Origin of the sequence: Ruminiclostridium cellobioparum DSM 1351 = ATCC 15832, from assembly GCF_000621505.1 — a bacterium.
Taxonomy (GTDB): Bacteria; Bacillota; Clostridia; order Acetivibrionales; family DSM-1351; genus Ruminiclostridium; species Ruminiclostridium cellobioparum.
The window spans coordinates 14,583-31,871 of sequence record NZ_JHYD01000031.1; the positions used below are offsets into that span (position 1 = coordinate 14,583).

General features: G+C 42.7%; 16 protein-coding genes. All 16 read right to left on the reverse strand.

Annotated elements, in window-relative coordinates; genetic code table 11:
• Window positions 1-7 precede the first annotated feature (7 nt).
• The 16 genes from T344_RS0112380 to T344_RS0112460 all read right to left on the reverse strand — a co-directional run bounded on the left by T344_RS0112380 (window position 8) and on the right by T344_RS0112460 (window position 17,273).
• Complete coding sequence (locus T344_RS0112380; RefSeq protein ID WP_027628982.1) at window positions 8-271, reverse strand: PqqD family protein; 264 nt, start codon at window positions 269-271, stop codon at window positions 8-10.
• Window positions 272-301: 30 nt separating this feature from the next.
• The gene (locus tag T344_RS0112385; RefSeq protein WP_027628983.1) at window positions 302-505 is read right to left on the reverse strand and encodes a hypothetical protein; all 204 of its coding nucleotides are present in this window, start codon (window positions 503-505) and stop codon (window positions 302-304) included.
• Between the two features lie 33 nt (window positions 506-538).
• Window positions 539-1,795, reverse strand: coding sequence for a nucleotidyltransferase domain-containing protein (locus tag T344_RS0112390; RefSeq protein WP_027628984.1), 1,257 nt, complete (start codon window positions 1,793-1,795; stop codon window positions 539-541).
• Window positions 1,767-2,933 (reverse strand): glycosyltransferase family 4 protein, encoded by a 1,167-nt coding sequence (locus tag T344_RS0112395; protein WP_027628985.1) that lies wholly within the window; start codon window positions 2,931-2,933, stop codon window positions 1,767-1,769. The genes T344_RS0112390 and T344_RS0112395 overlap by 29 nt, the downstream gene beginning before the upstream one ends.
• Window positions 2,934-2,991: 58 nt before the next feature.
• The gene (locus tag T344_RS28140; RefSeq protein ID WP_162178036.1) at window positions 2,992-4,488 is read right to left on the reverse strand and encodes a lipopolysaccharide biosynthesis protein; all 1,497 of its coding nucleotides are present in this window, start codon (window positions 4,486-4,488) and stop codon (window positions 2,992-2,994) included.
• 83 nt (window positions 4,489-4,571) lie between these two features.
• On the reverse strand, window positions 4,572-5,666 hold the full coding sequence (locus T344_RS28145) for a polysaccharide pyruvyl transferase family protein (protein WP_154669445.1): 1,095 nt from the start codon (window positions 5,664-5,666) through the stop codon (window positions 4,572-4,574).
• A 57-nt stretch (window positions 5,667-5,723) separates the two neighbouring features.
• The gene (locus T344_RS0112410; RefSeq protein ID WP_027628986.1) at window positions 5,724-6,956 is read right to left on the reverse strand and encodes a glycosyltransferase family 4 protein; all 1,233 of its coding nucleotides are present in this window, start codon (window positions 6,954-6,956) and stop codon (window positions 5,724-5,726) included.
• A complete protein-coding gene (locus T344_RS0112415) occupies window positions 6,956-8,017 on the reverse strand; it encodes a radical SAM protein (RefSeq protein WP_027628987.1) in 1,062 nt (353 codons plus the stop codon). The genes T344_RS0112410 and T344_RS0112415 overlap by 1 nt, the downstream gene beginning before the upstream one ends.
• 40 nt (window positions 8,018-8,057) lie before the next feature.
• A complete protein-coding gene (locus tag T344_RS29740) occupies window positions 8,058-9,110 on the reverse strand; it encodes a glycosyltransferase family 2 protein (RefSeq protein ID WP_051571820.1) in 1,053 nt (350 codons plus the stop codon).
• Window positions 9,098-10,381 (reverse strand): hypothetical protein, encoded by a 1,284-nt coding sequence (locus T344_RS0112425; protein ID WP_027628988.1) that lies wholly within the window; start codon window positions 10,379-10,381, stop codon window positions 9,098-9,100. Before T344_RS0112425 ends, T344_RS29740 begins: the two co-directional genes overlap by 13 nt.
• The gene (locus T344_RS0112430; protein ID WP_027628989.1) at window positions 10,374-11,678 is read right to left on the reverse strand and encodes a right-handed parallel beta-helix repeat-containing protein; all 1,305 of its coding nucleotides are present in this window, start codon (window positions 11,676-11,678) and stop codon (window positions 10,374-10,376) included. The genes T344_RS0112425 and T344_RS0112430 overlap by 8 nt, the downstream gene beginning before the upstream one ends.
• Before the next feature lie 30 nt (window positions 11,679-11,708).
• Complete coding sequence (locus T344_RS0112435; protein ID WP_027628990.1) at window positions 11,709-12,416, reverse strand: CpsD/CapB family tyrosine-protein kinase; 708 nt, start codon at window positions 12,414-12,416, stop codon at window positions 11,709-11,711.
• Between the two features lie 36 nt (window positions 12,417-12,452).
• Complete coding sequence (locus tag T344_RS0112440; RefSeq protein ID WP_027628991.1) at window positions 12,453-13,256, reverse strand: YveK family protein; 804 nt, start codon at window positions 13,254-13,256, stop codon at window positions 12,453-12,455.
• Between the two features lie 17 nt (window positions 13,257-13,273).
• Window positions 13,274-13,795: an antiterminator LoaP gene (gene loaP / locus T344_RS0112445; RefSeq protein ID WP_051571822.1), complete on the reverse strand. Its 522-nt coding sequence runs from the start codon at window positions 13,793-13,795 to the stop codon at window positions 13,274-13,276.
• 318 nt (window positions 13,796-14,113) lie between these two features.
• Window positions 14,114-15,601, reverse strand: coding sequence for a S41 family peptidase (locus T344_RS0112455; RefSeq protein WP_027628993.1), 1,488 nt, complete (start codon window positions 15,599-15,601; stop codon window positions 14,114-14,116).
• A 58-nt stretch (window positions 15,602-15,659) separates the two neighbouring features.
• Window positions 15,660-17,273 carry an S-layer homology domain-containing protein gene (locus tag T344_RS0112460; protein ID WP_027628994.1) on the reverse strand — a complete coding sequence of 538 codons (1,614 nt, stop codon included), beginning with the start codon at window positions 17,271-17,273 and terminating at the stop codon, window positions 15,660-15,662.
• Window positions 17,274-17,289 lie beyond the last annotated feature (16 nt).

Genomic DNA, 17,289 nt, shown 5'->3' on the forward strand with positions numbered 1-17,289 from the left:
TAATTTATTAATCAATTAAATCCCTGAATCTCATGCTGTCTATAAATTCCTGTATATCCTTTCTGGCAGTCTCAGGATCAATGTCATATTCACCGGTTATATGCTCCACAAGCTCGTTTTCCGACACCTCCTCCTCCATTTTGTTCCACAGGAAAGCTCCGCTTTCGCTCAAGGTTATAATTCCGTTGAACTCAACCACTCTTTCCCCCAGAGGAACAACCACCGCCTGACCTGCTATCTCACGCAGCATAAATCCGCTTTTAACCTTCATACCATAACCTCCCTTTGCTGAAAATTTCCTCTATCGCCTGTTTCCTCTGCCCAGGAAACCCCCAAACCAATTTCCCAATCCCCCCCAGAAGAAGCCCCCATGTGAATTTCCCCAACCTACATGCGGCTTATAATCAAAGCCACCCCCGTGTGAATCGTCAGATCCGGAACAAGCTATTCCCTCCTCTGTCCGGAGCTTAATAAATGTAAATGACGGTTTTACATAACTTTTCATAGCTACCTCCACATTTCCATACTAAATAAATTTTTATTTTAAATTGAGCCAGAGCAAAAGCTCATTCCGCTCCCGGGCTGTTTGGGCCAAATCTCCATCCAGAAATATTTCTTTTTTTGTTTTAAAATCAAAATCCCTCCTCAGAAATCCATAGGATATTCTTTGCAGCCAGGCCAGGGGCAGAAGATATGGATGTGCTTTTAAATAGGAGTAATAGGGTCTTTGGGACAGCTTTGCACAGGATGGGAAAAGAAGCAGGAATGCATTAACAACCCTGTTTTTATAACACTTCTCTTTTTTGCCGGTATTTCTGATGACTGCGTTTACAGCAGCCCGGTCCATATCATACTGGCCGAATACGCCGCCCTTGAGGATATCCTTGACAAAGCTGTCAAGCTGTTTGCACCGGGTCATATCATCACCCTTTAAAGCTTCTGGCACATCAATCCTGAAAAGCCGGCTGCAAACCTGGAAAACAGCAAGCAGAAATTGCTTTATGCCGTATTCTTCCGACTTGCGGAGAACCCCTTTCCAATCTATCACAGCTTTCTTTGCCTGATAAACCACAACAAAATCACAGAGCTGCCTTAACCCAAAACCTTTATATATCAAATGGGTGGCCATATGTATGCACATATGCAGGATTTGCATATCCCATGACAGTATGTTTGCTTTTGAATTGCCCAGAGATATTTCAAGCAGGTTTTCCCAGAGCTCCTGATGGAATAATTCATTGTTTTTAATAAATTCATAGTCTGATAAAAGCCTGTGCAGTTCAATGGGCACAGTATTCCTCCCGGCAAATTCCACATGCCTGGTATTTGTACTGTCGATGATTCTATAGCCCATCAGCAGCAGTACTTCCGACGCCTTTTCCATGTCCTCCTCATGTACCAGGATATCCACATCTCCCATGGTACGCAATTCAGGGTCGGGATAACAATTTTTTATGGCCATGCCCTTCAACAATATGGCTGCGATCCCGGCTTCGCCGAAAGCCCTGCATACTTCTCCGGTCCGCAGCTCATCCACACAGGATTTTATTCCGCAAGCCATGGCTTCAATATGCCATTTTTCAAGGGTATCCAGACCCGGACCTTTTTCAGGCTCCAGCTCTTTCACAACGGGATATATGAGGGTGTGGACCCCATGTGCCACCGCTTCATGATATACAGCATTCCAGTCGACATATCCCATTTTGTGCTTTTCCAGACAATCATCAATTTTAAAACCATCCCCGGTCAGAGCTGCCCAAAGCAGCTCAATTAAGATTTTGTGATTTACCTCCACCCTGCAGCCTCCTCTCTGCTTTTTTGCCGCTTTTACCCAAGCTTTTATAAATATTTTTGGTTTCAACAGCTATCCTGTCCCAGTTGTATTTATGCAGGATATAGGCCGATACCCTTTTCCTGACATTTTCCACTTTGCTTTTATCCTTTATTAGCAGGTCTATTTTGTTTAAGAGATCTTCAACCCGGGATTTCTCAAAACTGTACCCCATTGTCCCTATCACATCCGTATTTTCGGTAATATTGCTTACAAGGCAGCAGCAGCCGTAGCTCATTGCCTCTAAAAGACTGATGGGAAGCCCTTCCACGTCTGATGGCAGCACATAAAAATAAGCGTTGCTGTATAGCTCGGCCAATTCCCTGTCTCTGACAAAACCCGTGAATATTATATTTTCGTTATCCCTGCTCAATTGTTCCAGCTGCCTTCCATAGTCACCGCTGTGGCTCAGCCCGCCGGCTATGACCAGTTTCTTATCGGTATCCGCTCTTTTGAAGGCTTCTATCAGATAATGGGCACCCTTTTCGGGAACTATCCTGGCAAGAAATAAAACATAATCATTATAATCCAACCCGTATTTCTCTTTTATTATCAGGGGTTTAAGCATATCTGGCCGTTCAACCCCGTTAGGAATATACACCGCATCCTTCCCGTATTTTTCCTTATAATAATCAGCCAGATTTTTTGAAACGCTGATAAGTTTATGTGAGAATTTGGCTGCCGCATATTCGCCGAATTTGAGATAGGCCGAAGCAAGCCTCCCCCATTTTCCCCTCTGCCAGTCCAAACCATGTACCGTGCAGACAACCTTTTTGCCGAAAATCCGCGGAAGGAATGACAGGGTGGAGGGGCCCAAAGCGTGATAGTGAAATATGTCACAGCCCGACAATAATGCGTGTATGGTAGCTGTAAAAGTGTGAGTAATAGCATCCAGGTGCTTTGTATTGATAAATGGAGTGAATTTCAATGCCGTTCCGCAATATTTTTTGTTCTTTGGGTCCGTATCACAGTAGTTCTTCCTGCAATAGACCTCCACTTCATAACCAAGGCAGGCCAGCCTTTTAGAGATTTCTTCCACATGGATCTCTATCCCGCCAGCTCTTGACGGAATCCCTTTTTGTCCTATCATTGCTATTTTCATTTCCCTGTTCTCCCTCTGCTCCTGCTGCTTGTTATAAATTTCTGCTGTCTCTTCTGAATCAGTTCAGCCGCAGCTTACTGATTTTTTTGACAATCGTGCTTATATAGTTTTGTTTTATATAGCTGAATTCGGCTGTTTTTCTTAAAAAGGCACAGAACAGAATGTTCGGAACCAGACCGCAAACCAGGACTTTTACAATAAATCCTGCCAGGGTGACCTGGGTATTCCATTTTGTAAGCATATATACAGCTGTCCCCGAGACAGCCATGATCAGGAGGTACATAAACTGCTTTTTAAAATAATCCGCGGATTTCTTTTTAAAATATATTTTATAAAGCATCAAGGGCTCATACCAGAAGTTGGTACACAGCCTGGATACAGGAGCAGCCAGCAATATTCCCCCCAGCCCTGCCAGCCTGCCGAGTATTACCGATATTACAATGTTTAATACCGCTGTTACCATGAATACATATTTTGTGTGTTTGAAAAGTCCCACACTGTCCCTGAATATCCAAACGGGATTGATTATCCCCATTATATAGAAATTAAGTATTATGGCCCCCACCGTTAGCCTGTCGAGTATGTATTCACTGCCTATCCACACCGTAATAAAATCATTGAACAGTATGAAAAGTGCTATTGCGGAAAAGCCGGTTATCCAGAAGGCAATGAAGTTGAGAACATTGAAAATACTGCATTTGTGTTCAGGCTCTGCCGATATGTTCAGGTTTCCTATGCTGGCATTCATTGATGAAAATATTATATTGATAAATAATAACAGTGCGGTGATATACATACCGTAGTTTGAGTAATATCCCACCCAAACCGTTCCTATCATTATGGAAATCATTATGTTGGTTGAATTGTTAAGCAGTACCCCGCCCAGCTTATAGAGAAAAAGGGATTTGATATTATCGAAAATGACCCGCCTTTCATCTTTATCGAGAACATCCCTGCCGGTAATATATGGATACAACCTTACTGCCTTCCTTGAAAGAAAATAATTATTGCCGAATGTGCACAGTATCTGCGCCCCCAGATAATATAAAAAGCTGTGAGTGGCAACAAGCAATGCCGACTGCAGAATGAACTGCACCAGGTAAAAGGCAAAGTAATAAATCTTTGTAATATACATTTTCTGGTCGGCATTGACAATTGATACCCTATAGGAGAATAGATACGAGAATACCGTATTACATAAATATAGAACATAATACATTGTTATATCTGCTATTGCCTTTTCGGTATTGACCAATAAGGGCAGGAAGGGCACCAGTAAAAGCCCGGCAGCCGCAACGACCCCCGCGACAATGAGATACAGCTTCCTATAGTATTGCATTATGGCTGCAACCTTTGGCCTGTCCTCCCGGCTAAGGGGCTTGTAGAGCGCATACATTATGGCGTTTCCGATGCCCAGCTCGGCCAGTGAAAGCACAGTCAGTATATTGTTGAACAGTCCGTTTATTCCAAGGTACTCCACTCCCATGGTTTTGATGAATATTGTCCTTGAAATAAAATTGAGAAGGGTTATCAATACCTGGTTGACAAGCCCCACCGAAATATTCCTCATTGAATTAAAGGTTCTTGTCTCCCCCGACGTATTGCTGCCGTATTTTATCTTATTCCGGATAAAGCTGTTTATACAACCACCTTCCCATCCTCCAGCAGCATGGCAATCTGAGCAAACCTGGATTTAACCTGCTGATTATCATAACTGCAGTTTTGAAGTGAATACAATTCAGGAATATACTTTTTTACATCCCGGCAGTCGTCTAAAAAACGGATGTAATTCAAATTCCTGATCCACTCATAAACACCCTTGACCTTATGGTTATAATTGCTGAGGGCAATACAGGGCGTTTCGGTAATGGCACAAAAAATCATTCCGTGCAGCCGGTCTGTGATAACAAGCCGGGAACTTCTGAATTCACTTAATTTCATTTCAAGTTCGGTGTTCCGGCGGGTCAGGGGTATATGCCCACAACTGCTGATGGTATCGGTGTATCTGATTGAACCGGTATACTGCCTGCAGCTCTCAATGAGCTCTGCACACTGGGTCTGGGTGAGACTTTTTTCAACGTCATTTCTCAGGCAGATCAAAATACCGTCCCGTTTAAGCCGGGGACCGGCTCTGTTTAAATAAAGTACGGCATCCGGTTTCAAATAAACCCTGTTGTTGGGATATGCATTTTTCATTATTTCATAGGAATACTTTTCCCGTGCAATGATATGCAGGTCCCCATGAGCCGAATATATCCCCTTTGATCTCTCGAACTCACGCCTTCCGTATTCACTGTCACCATAGAATATGGTCTGGGGCATTATGACTATCCTGTTATGGGGGAACTGTTTTATGATAAGACGGATCAGTTCTTCATAAAAGAACCATTCCACCCCCATGCCCCCCCCGCCGTTAATTAAAATAACATCCTTCTTATCTATAAATCTTTTAATGCACCTGTAATGCTTGTTGTACATGTCAAATGAAATCTCATATATCTGATAATCCGGCAGCTCCCTTTCCAGAAACTCCAGGGTGGCGGCTGCAATCGCATGATCTCCGAGGTTGGAATGTTCCGGAGTCCCAATAAAGTATATTTTTTTACCGGCTTCTCTGCTTTTATAAGCCGGATAATTCTTAAAATAGCCATACAGGCCTATCAAACCCCTGAATATTTTTTTTGCCATGGGCTGAAATGCTTCCGGAATTAGTTTTCGCACTATTTTTGTCATATTCAAGACAGTCACCCCTGTTCAATATATAATGTTTCCCTTATGCTTTGAAAAGTGTCAGACTGCTTGTACCGACCTCTTTACACGGGTTTGAATAGACATGTCGTATATTCCGGTGAGGGTGTCTATATATTTATCTATGGAAAATTTGTCAATCTTGTCAAAACACCGGCTTGAAAATTTTTGGAGCAGCTCTTCATTGCAATACAAATAGTTGATTTTCTCGGCCAGATCCTCCGCATCTGCCGGATTGAACAGCAACCCGTCGGAGCCGTCGTCGATCAGCTCGGGTATCCCGCCTATCCTGGCTCCAATAACAGGAGTACCGTACATCTGTGATTCCAATATGGACAGCGGACAATTTTCATACCATTCCGAGGGGCAGACCGAAAACAGCGCCTCTCTTATGTATTTTTTCAGTTCTTCTCCCTGTTTAAAGCCCAAAAACTCAATATTTTTAATTCCCGCCAATTTATATTCCAGTTCTCCGCAGCCCACAAAAACAAATTTTATGTGTGGAAGCCTGGAACAGGCCTCTGCCAATGTGCTTATGCCCTTTTCATTTGCTATTCTTCCAAAGTATAAAACATAGGGTTTCTTGGTCCCCCCTTCCATTCCCACTTTCTCATCCACAAAATTGTGCAGGACAACGATCTTGTCGACCGGAAGGCCTGCCTGCATTTCAGAAATTTTGTCCTTTAAAAAATTGCTGGGCGATATAAAGCAGTCAATGAGCCGGTATGCCCTCAATTTCCGGTATATGAAGCTTTCTGCAGCCCCCATGGCACTCTTGGCAAGTGAATTGTCAATGCATTTTTGTACGATGCAATTCAGGAACTTCCCATCCCGGCACTTTTCACATGTTCTATTGTTCATATCGTTAAAAAGCTTATGATTGGGACAGACTATCTGCGGGTCGTGAAGGGTCTGAACCACCGGAAGGTTGTATTTCCTTATGGAATACAGTATGGAAGGTGTGATCTGATAATTGTAATTGTTGAGGTGAACTATGTTTGGCCTGAAATTGCGTATGACTTTATCAATTTTCTTTTTTGCCTCAACCGAGTAAATGATCCTCAGAGGGTACAGGCCTTTCTTTAAGACGCTGCCTTTAAAGTCAAGCTTTCTTGTACACAGCCCCAGGCTGTTCCCCACAATATTCCTCGAATCCTGCATACCAAAGAATTCGACTTCATGCCCCAATTCCTTCATCCGTTTAAAAAGCTTGAATATGTATGTCTCACTTCCGCCGCGGTTAAACAGGAACTTGTTGACCACCAGTATTCTCATTAATTTGTCTCCCGTAATTTGAATTTTTTTTCGGCATAGCCGTCCTTAGTCCGTCCCTCATCTAGGTTTATAAACCCGTTCTCCTTCAAGCTGTAACCGCCGGCCAGTTTATGCTTCAACACCCATAGGGCGGGTATCCAGATTTTCTGTTTCATTGCGGGAGCAGCACTTCCTATCATCCAGCAATTCCTGGGACATTTTTTCACCATATTCCTCACTTCTTCGGCCTCCGGTGAATTCCATATTTCATCCCACTCCTTATCATGGAGGTTCCCCATTGACATTTTTTCAGCACTTCCGTTACAGGGCAGCACATCCCCGAAGGGATCGACAAAAAAGCCGCTGCTTCCCATATTGCAGGGCAGATATCTTTTATTGCCGTAGATGTAATTTATTAATCCGTGATTAAAGTACGCCCTGAACCACTTTTTGGGCGATCCGGATTTAAGCAGTTTATTTATAAGCTTCTCGAAGGCCTTTGAAACCTTGAGTTTATCCTCTATTTTGTTATCTGTTTTTCTGAAATAAAAAGAATTGTGCAAAGCAGCCGTTGCAAACTCCATTCCCAGCTCGTCGGATAATTCATATAAAGGCAGCAGGTCCTGCGCGTTCATTTCCTGTACCGTACACCCGAAGCCCACATCCCTGTGTCCCTCGGCTACAAGCTTTTTCAAGGTGCCGTATCCCCTTTTGAATCCTTCCGGTATCCCCCGTATATGGTCATTTGACTCCTCAAGTCCCTCAATACTTATCCTGATTCCAACCCTGGGGTATTCCCGGCACAATTGCAGTATCCTGTCGGTGAAATAGCCGTTTGTGGAAATAACAATCCTCCTGGTTTTTTTATAAAGTTCACCTACAATTTCGCTTATGTCATTTCTAATAAAGGGCTCACCACCTGTAATATTCACAAAAGACATTGCGGGAAGCTTTTTTATTATATCCGTTCCAAGTTCTTCCCCGGGTTTGCTAGGATCCTTGAAGCAGTCGCACATGTTGCACCTGGCGTTGCAGCGGTAGGTTATTATTACTGATCCGTATAATAATGTGGATTTACTCATACCAGACTCCCTCAACTTTCATATTTTTTTAAGTCAGTTACTATCGGCTGAAAGCCGACGGCTTTGAACCGTAATTGACTTTGGAAAGGTTCTCAATTTTATAGCAGAAAACTTTTAAACCGGTAAGTAATTTTTTTGAAATCCAATGCAGTCCGCATAAGACATTGATGCTCATTCCGCTTTTCAGAAGATATAGGGCCAGCCTCTCGGTTTTCTTTAAATCATGGCTTTGTATGGCGGCTTTGTAATTATTTAAAACATTATTTTTCAGGTCGGTAAGTATCCGGGAGTATTTGCTTTTATGCATGCCTGCTTCATAAATAAGCCACAGGCTGGCCAGTGCAAAAAAGGTTTGAGCCTCCATATCATACATGCCTCCCCTGCTTTTTGAAAAATCCACAAGCTTCCGGCACTGTTCCACAAACTGGAGCTTCTTTGCACTAAAACCTGAGTTTACAATGCTTCCCGGTCTCTGGACATAATAATATTTGGGTTCACTCTTATATATTACGGTTTTGGAACTGTCCAGAAGCTTGTACGTTACGGCTATGTCCTCATATAACTCATTTTCCGGAAACCTTATCCGGTCAAAAAGTACTTTTTTATAGAGCTTGTCACAAACATAATTTTCAAAATGTTTTCTGCCCAACAGAGTTCTGATTGCCTCCTCATTATTCATGCATCTGCATACGCCGCCGGGCTTGGTATGGCAAATGCGTCCATCTTCGTATACAAAATAAAATGAGCATATGGATATATCGGCCCCATATTTTACAAGGTTTTCATACAAAAAATTGTACATGTCCGGAGCAATATAGTCATCTGAATCTACAAACCCCACATATTCACCTTTTGCAGCATCCAGGCCGGCATTTCTGGCAGAGGAAAGCCCTCCGTTTTCTTTGTCGATAAAAACAATTCGTGGGTCCTTTCGGGCATATTCCCGGCAGATTTGTCCTGAATTATCAGTTGATCCGTCATTTACAAGCACCACCTCAAAGTCCTGAAATGTCTGGGACAATATACTGTCCAGACACCGTCTTAAAAATTGCTCCACATTATAAACAGGGACAATTATGCTTATCTTTGGCATTCCAAACCACCTTTTTTTATTATTTTACTCGCGTCATTATGCAAGTGATTTACCTGTCTTGTCTGGCTTACGGCCACACCTATGATCATAAAAAGATTTACGCTGTAGTAATTGGCAAAACTGGATTCCGAAGTACTGGATACCAGCAGATAAATAAAAGGGATCAGGCAAAAAAGCAGTATATTTGAATCAAAATCCCTCAGTTTTTTTATTAACAAGGAAAATTGCAGGATTACAAGTATAAACAGGAACAGGCCCATATACCCGAATTGTCCCAATATCATAGGCCAAAAAGTATCGGATATGAAAAACGGATTATTTTTTGTCAGCCCCCAGGTGCTGCTCAAATTATACATATTATACAGCGGAGAATAAGCGGCCCCTGATATGTAAGACCCGAATGTACCGAAGCCCGAACCCATAGGAAAATAATCATTTGCTATTTTAATACCGGTTGAAGTGAGCAAATTCCTCGGACTGTCATCACTGTCGAAATAATAGGCATTGATCTGGGGTATTATACACGAAATTATAACTATTGCAGCCGCTATGACAGTTACGGCTTTTATATATTTAAGCTTTCTCAAGGGAGTCAGGAACAGCAGATAGATTATTACCATACCAATGGCTTTCATTCTGAAGGTGCTGACACATACAAGTATTATCTGCAATAAATATATGTAATCAGTCAGCCTGTTTTCAAAAACCAGAGTTAAATATGTAAGCGTAACTACACAGAATAAGGCTAAATACGTGGGGTGACTGAAAAAAAGTTTTTCGGAATGCATGAAAAATCTTTTATCCCCTTTTGGGAACACATTAAATATAATATCCAGTAATGTAATCACGAATGTAACAGTTGTAATTGTCCTGAAGGTCGCACGTATGTATTTCCTGTAGTCCATCAATATAACGCCGCCGAAACATATCCTTGCAAAAAAATATCCTCCAAGGAATTTGGAGACTATTACCAGATCGGATATTGCCGCACTCAGGCTTTGGAACTTGTTAACCAGGGAAGATATTATGCCGGTCAATATAAAAAGTATATATAGAAAAATTATGATTTGTTCTTCTTTGTATAATTTTTCGTTCTTATATATATATAAGATGAACACCACCGGCAGGAATACAAATCCGATAAATTCGTCAACCGATTTGAACACCGGCACATACTGTTGCAGCAAATCCTGATACAGGAGGAGCAGCGTTATGCCCAGAAATAGAAAGAAGGACTTGTTTCTGTTCCGTTCATAGTATAAGCTATCCATATTTTGCCCCTTTGTTGATTACTGAGTCCTTATCCTGTTTCTTGCTGTCAGTGTACAGGCTGAAATCTCCCGGATAGTATTTTTCTTCTTTCCAAAAGCAAAATAGTTTTTGAATGTCCTGATAATAGCTGTTCCTTGAAAGCATCAAAGCGTCTGTTCCGTTGAATCGGGCATCAATATATATAATTGTAAAACCGGCCTCCTTCATTATATTGTTTGTAATAATTAGTTTTTCCAGCTGTGCGGCGTTTGGATACAGGCAAATATGAATACCGGAAGGGTCCGGTCTTTGCGTGTGCCCCCAGCCGCCGCCGGCGTTACTGCAGGTGTTTCCGGCAAACAGGATATTTCCTGTATAGGATTCCGCAGGTGAATTCCAGTATTCAAAACTATATTCACAGTTCCAAATCTTGTTGTTTTTGTATGTAATATTATACTGTTTTTTTATCTCTCCGCTGTTCTGATTGGTAACCCCTGCATCATATATCTCCCATATATTGCAGCCTTCAACAAGATTATCATAAGCCTCTCCCCAGAACTCAATACCGTTTCCGTATCTGGTCCGTCTCTCATCGGTATATAAGTCGCCTCCCCCAACATAGCTGATATCACAGTTCCTGATGGTGATGTCATGTGTGCTATACCCTCCAATGCCATGTGCCGCCCCGTATTTCAGTGCCAGGCCGTCATATTCAACATAGCTCTTGTTGGATTGATTGATGATGTATCTGTTTACCGCACACTCAATACTATTATACTTTTGGGAAGGATTTTCATATGAAAACAACAGGACATTACCTGTTTGGGAATCATAGTAAAACCGGCCCTGGCTGTTGAGCCCGTTTTCATTCCAGACCTTTTGCCCGCATTCGGAATTATCGAATATGATGTTTCCTATGTCCAGCTCCCCTGCCGACGTTCTCCAAATATTCAAGGCAGACTGCTCCCAGCTGCCCATATCACTTTTATCAATTGACCCCAATATGACCGGCTTTTCTTTGCCCGGTCCATAGCCGGTATATTTTATGGCAAGCCTGGCATTCCCGCTCTGCGGAACCAGCTGTCCTCTCCATACGTCGCCTCTTTTGAAGCAGATAATATCTCCGGGTTTAAATTTATAATTGTTGACCTGTTCCAGACTCCTCCACGGAGCTCTCTTGCTCAGGCCGGAATTATCATCATTCCCGCTGCTGCTCACATAGTAATGGGTGGAGCCGGCTCCTTTATACCTGTATAATAAAATTACAATAATAACTATAATGATAATTATTACGGCTGCAGCCAATTTTTTAGACAAATGAATATCCTCCTGTCAGCCTTTATTGTATTAAACAGATTTATACAAGGCAGGCTTTCCGTATTTAAAGTAGTCGGGTGCTGAAAATAACTTTTTGTAAAATCTTTTGCTGGATTTATTGAGTATTACTCCCAGAATATGTGCATCTATTGCGTATAACTGCGTCTGGGCTTTTCTGATATCCTTTATTGTGGTGCTGCCCATTTTTGCCACAAGAATTACGGCATCGGTATTACCTGAAATGAGAAGCGCATCGGTATTACATTCCAGGGCAGGAGTATCTGTTATTACATAATCGTACTCGCTGCCGGCCACTTGCATAAAGGTGCCCAACCTGTCAGAACACAGCAGTGATACCGGGTCTCCCAAATATTTTCCCGAATCCAGAAAATACATGTTTTCGATATTTGTCTTGCATATGGCATCATTTAGCTCCACATCCCCTTCCAGATAGCTGGAAATACCGTACGCTGCTGAATGATATGACACTTTACCGGGCTTATATTTTTTTCTCAAGTCCAGGTTGACCAATAAAGTGCGCTTACCGGCTCCGGCAAGGACTTTTGCAAGGGATGCCGAGAAAGAGGTTTTTCCTTCTCCGGGATTGCAGCTGGTGACGGTCAAGGTTTTAAAACTCCTGTTTTTTTCAAGCATGTACAGTTTACTTATAAGGGTGGAGTAGGCGTGCTGAAGTACATTATCATCCTGGACCGTCTCTGTGAAAACCTTTGTCTGCATAAATCAATCTCCTTTTTGCTAAAAACCGTAGTTAAATCATTTGGCGGATTTCATATTGTACTTTGGTATGACTGCCAGCATGGGAAGTTTTGTATAATGTTCTATGTCCTCCTTGAACCTGATTCTGGTATCAAAGAAATCTGCAATGTAGATTATAATAATTGCCGTACCAATACCAATGAGCAATCCCATCAATATCTGCTTTAAATTATCCGGCTGAACCGGAGATGAGGGAAGCCCGGGTTCATCTATAACACCCACTATATCCGTCTTTGTCAGTTCCTCAAGAGTTGAAATAAAGCTGTCGGAAACAGCCAGGGAAACCCTTCCGGCTTCCCCGGCATCAGCCGAAACAGCTCTTATGACCACTATGCTGGAATTGTCCTGTGAGCTCACGCTTATCATACTTTTAAGCCGGTCCGGGTCTATTTTCATGCCGCTTAATTGTCTCTGCGACATTTCAATGACCTTTTTGCTTTTGATAATATCCTGGTAGTCGTTTGACAATTGCCTGTTGGTGAGGATATCCTGGTAATCGATTTTATTCCGGCTGCTGTCGGCGCTGCCTTTTGCCAGTGTGAATATTTTTGTGTCGGCGGCATATACCGGCACTGCCCCATAACCATATAAATATATGGTTACTCCCAGTCCCACAGCACCCAGCAAAATAATCAGCCAAAACATCCTCAAAAAAGTATATAAAAACCTTTTTAACTCCATATTGTCCTCCGTAAATTCCATAAAATTGCGTGCTTCGCCATCCTGAACAGCCAAAGTCCGTTCCGTTTCATTATCTGCTGCATATATCTCCCATATTCCCCTTTTGCGCCGAAACAGCAAGAGGGGCCTCCGGAATCCTAAGCCGGCTGAACCAATGCCACACTAAGTTCTACAAGTCTCGGTTCATTCATTATATTGAGCAGTACTTTAGCCCGGCCTTTTCTTTTATCAATGGACTTGATGCAGCCCTCCATACCATACAGCGGCCCATCAATAACCGTTACTTTTTCGCCGGTAACATATACCCTGGAATATCCAATGATTTCACAGTCGGCGGTCAGCTTGCCTATAACTTCAATTTCACTTTTATGTATCTGCAGCGGGCCGTCCTTATCCCTCAGAAATCTGATAACTCCGGGTATATCCCTGACCAAACCGTAGGTTTCATTGCTTATCATTCCATTCAAAAGAATATAGCCCGGAAACAATGTCCTGATTTTATCCTCCCATCTGCCCTCTCTGCGCTCCTTCATCCTTCTCTTTGGGACTATCGCTCTCAGCCGGTCCTGCATTCTGAAATTTATTCTGGCTTTGACCTTATCCTCTTCTCCGGTAGCTACAAAGACCGCATACCAACCCGCTCCATTTTTGTACATCATAGTTTAAACGCCGCACCTCATAAAGATATTGAAGGATTTGTTAATTTATTCCTGCTAATTTGAAATTATACTCCTCTCGGGGATTTTGTAAAATTAATACCTTCGCCATTTCCCGTTCCAAAGGGCAAATATTTTACATAATATAATAAATTAATGTATTAATCCTTGTTATAATTGGTTATCCGCTGTAATTTATTGAAATAAAAATAATCAATATCCTTTTTTGTATTTTTATACATTTCCAGGATAATATTTTGCAGCACCAAAAAAACCTTTCAGACCCGGTAAAAGTCTGAAAGGTTTTTTATAATTTGTTTTTTATTTTATGAGCTGCGCCGCCTTTGAATAAACAGGGTCCTTGATCACCTTCATAGCTGCAAGCCTGTCGTTCAAAAGCTTTTGAGTGCAATAATCCAATACTCCGTAGCTGTAAACCTTGTTATCCTTCTGGAATTTCTTGATAGCTTGGACAGTCTTATTGTCAAGAATCATATCGGGCTCATCCACATCATATTTCAAAAGCTTCAGGATATGTTCCGCGATATATACGTCAAAATACTTCGCTCCCAGGTTGGGTTTTACCGTCAGGGATAACGGCTCCATCAGGTTCACCTGTACACTGCTCCCTGCCGGTTCCTGGGCTGTCACCCTCACATTTGGTTCTATGCCCTTAAGGTCTATGCAATCCCCGTTAGGAGTGTAATACAAACCGGTAGTCATCTTCCCCCAGCCTGCAAGCTGCGTATCATCAATCATATAGATAAAATTGCTGGCATCGGCCGATTTGATCTCATTATCCCTGTTCAGGCTTTCAAATGCCTCAAAGCTTAAAATAGGGGTAAAGGTCTGTACTTTTGCCTTGCCGAAAGTCTTTGTCCCCACTACCACCCCGGCTTTGGTATCCTTTACGGCGCCGGTCAGAATTTCCGAGGCACTTGCAGAATACTCGTTTACCAGCACGGCCAGCTTATACCTGGGCTTTTTCAGCGAGGAATAGTATGTCTCGTCTTTTACTCCCTCGTCCTTGTAATCCAGTGTTGTGATAAGCCCTTCGGGTACAAAGCGCCGTGCCACCTTAACGGCCTGATCCACATATCCTCCGCCGTTATTTCTCAGGTCCAGTACCACCCTGGTAATATTTTTTCCGTCAAAATATCCGAGTGCTTCATCCACTCCGCTGTATGTATTTTCACCAAAAAGATCAATTTGTATATATCCTATATCCCCTCTTATTTCATAGTGTACCGAAGGAATATCTATTTCGGCTCTCGTCACCTCTACTCTTACAAGGTCTTTAAAACCCTGGCGTATCAAACCCAGCTTTACCCGGGTGCCGGGGATACCTTGAATCCTGTCTGTCACGTCCTCAGCCGGCTGCCCTTCCACAGATTCCCCGTCAACCTCAGCAATCTGGTCTCCGGTAAGTATTCCGGCCTCCCAGGCCGGAGTATTCCTGAAAACCTTAATTACTGTTGCATACTTATCCTTGTCCAGGATAGCAGGCTGAATTCCTATACCTTCTATGGAACCCGAAAGACTTGAAACAAACGCATCGAATTCCTCCGAAGTCATGAATTCAGAATAATCATCCAGGGTATCAAATATACCCTTTAATGTTGTGGCTTTTTCCATTTCTTCTTCCGGAATTTGACCGTTGTACTTTTGCCGGATAATCTCCCTGACGCTTTCCAGGTATTCGGTTTGATCGTTTACCTGTGTCCCGGCGGCAAAAGTGCTCGTTGTAAAAGCAGTAAATATAATGACCAGCGTCAGTATGACCGCTGTAATTCTTCTGGTTTTGTTCATTGGCTTCAGTCCTTCCCATGCTGTTAAATTGTTGATTGCTGCTGATAATTGCTGCCGGTTAATAGCTTATGAGCTTTTCCACATACTCTTTTCTCAGATCCTTGCCCATGTAGTCGATATATGTTCTCATCATATCTGAAAACCCGGCCTTGGTTATTTTATTATCGGGGTATATGTAACCCTTCGTATCTCCTGAAATCAAACCCAGTCTCTCTGCTACATACATGGGTCCTCTTGCATAGGAAGGTATCTTGTCGTTATCCCTGAAGCCTGTCACAGGGACAGGATTTGGGGCCAGGCCGTTGAGTCCCAGGGCATTGACCATGATTGCCACGGCTTCGGCAACGGTAATAAGCTCGTCGGGCCTGAATTTACTCTTTCCGTTGCCCGAGATAATAGCCCTTTTTGTTGCATCCTCAATACTTGTAAAATAAGGATTGCTGACTGCAACATCTGAAAATGGTGAGACTATCTCCACCTTTTTGGATGTCCTGGCCGAAGTTTTCTTGGGTTTGAAGGCAGGATCCAGGGGAACTGCCGGTGCCACCTTTAAGAAAGCGTCTACGAACTCCGCCCTGCTGATATATTCCTGTGGATCAAAGGCCGCCGGATTTTTGAAGGCTTCCAGCCCGAACAATAAAGCGATATTTTCCTCCGAAGCATGGCCTCTTATCTGGTTCAGGTTGGGAGAAACCATCCTTGTGGAAGTCGGAAAGCTTTCAAGCATAAGACTGTCAGTGTGTTTTACAACCTTGGTTGTGGGATTTCTTTTGCTGTCCAGCTCGCTGAGATCGGCAGTATACTTTAATATGTTTTCATTTGCCTGTGTCTGGACATATCCCCCTGCTATACTTGACTGCTCAGGAAGGTTTTCATAATACTCCAGCTCTTTTTTTGTGGTAGTTGAAACCTCCATTGATATATCGCCAACCTGAACAGGAGCTTTTCCGGCTCTCTGCTGTTCTATGGTCTGCTTGATTATCTGAGTTTCGGTCGAACTCCAGTATTGGTCGTAACCGGTGTAGCCGGTGGTGGAGTTGACAACAACATAATCGGAGCCGGTGGTTCCCATTCTGTACCGTTTTTTGCTCATTATTTCACCTGAATAGTAATTTACGGCAGGTTTGTTATCGTTGAGAATCGACTTTGTAAGTTCATAATCATCTTTTGAACCGATTGTATAAACCGCATTTCCTATCTTTATGTTCTCTTTGGCCGCGGTCAGCTGGGTCGCTTCAACCTTCTGACCGTTGTCCTTGGGAGTTATTACGGTGACAAAGGTCAGCGTTCTGGATAAGGTATTCTGTGTTCCATTTCTAAGTGAATAGGCATATGTACTGGTTAAAGTCTGCGTTTTAGTTTTTGTATCCTCTTTAAGCTTTTTGGACAGTGTCAGCGTACCGCTCATAATTACAGGTACTCCTGTGAGAAAGCAGGGCTCCTGATACTGGAATTCGTACTTGCTGGTAGAGGACAAACTGGTCATACTGGGTGTTTCCCCCGAGGAGATCCCGCCTTCATAACCGCTGTCTCCCTGCCTTGCATATATGTTGCCGGGGCTCAGTGACAATAAAATGGCCGCTGACAGTATCACACTTATTGCAGTCCGCTTTCCGCTTTTCCCCCGTCTCTTGTATTTTTCAGTTTTTGATCTCTCAAATAAATTATGCAAAATACCTGACCTCCGC

Excerpts from the sequence above, each read along its gene's own strand:
- T344_RS0112380 (WP_027628982.1), bottom strand. The coding sequence starts at position 271 with ATGAAGGTTAAAAGCGGATTTATGCTGCGTGAGATAGCAGGTCAGGCG.
- T344_RS0112385 (WP_027628983.1), bottom strand. The coding sequence starts at position 505 with ATGAAAAGTTATGTAAAACCGTCATTTACATTTATTAAGCTCCGGACA.
- T344_RS0112395 (WP_027628985.1), bottom strand. The coding sequence starts at position 2,933 with ATGAAAATAGCAATGATAGGACAAAAAGGGATTCCGTCAAGAGCTGGC.
- T344_RS28145 (WP_154669445.1), bottom strand. The coding sequence starts at position 5,666 with ATGACAAAAATAGTGCGAAAACTAATTCCGGAAGCATTTCAGCCCATG.
- T344_RS0112410 (WP_027628986.1), bottom strand. The coding sequence starts at position 6,956 with ATGAGAATACTGGTGGTCAACAAGTTCCTGTTTAACCGCGGCGGAAGT.
- T344_RS0112415 (WP_027628987.1), bottom strand. The coding sequence starts at position 8,017 with ATGAGTAAATCCACATTATTATACGGATCAGTAATAATAACCTACCGC.
- T344_RS29740 (WP_051571820.1), bottom strand. The coding sequence starts at position 9,110 with ATGCCAAAGATAAGCATAATTGTCCCTGTTTATAATGTGGAGCAATTT.
- T344_RS0112425 (WP_027628988.1), bottom strand. The coding sequence starts at position 10,381 with ATGGATAGCTTATACTATGAACGGAACAGAAACAAGTCCTTCTTTCTA.
- T344_RS0112435 (WP_027628990.1), bottom strand. The coding sequence starts at position 12,416 with ATGCAGACAAAGGTTTTCACAGAGACGGTCCAGGATGATAATGTACTT.
- loaP (WP_051571822.1), bottom strand. The coding sequence starts at position 13,795 with ATGATGTACAAAAATGGAGCGGGTTGGTATGCGGTCTTTGTAGCTACC.
- T344_RS0112455 (WP_027628993.1), bottom strand. The coding sequence starts at position 15,601 with ATGAACAAAACCAGAAGAATTACAGCGGTCATACTGACGCTGGTCATT.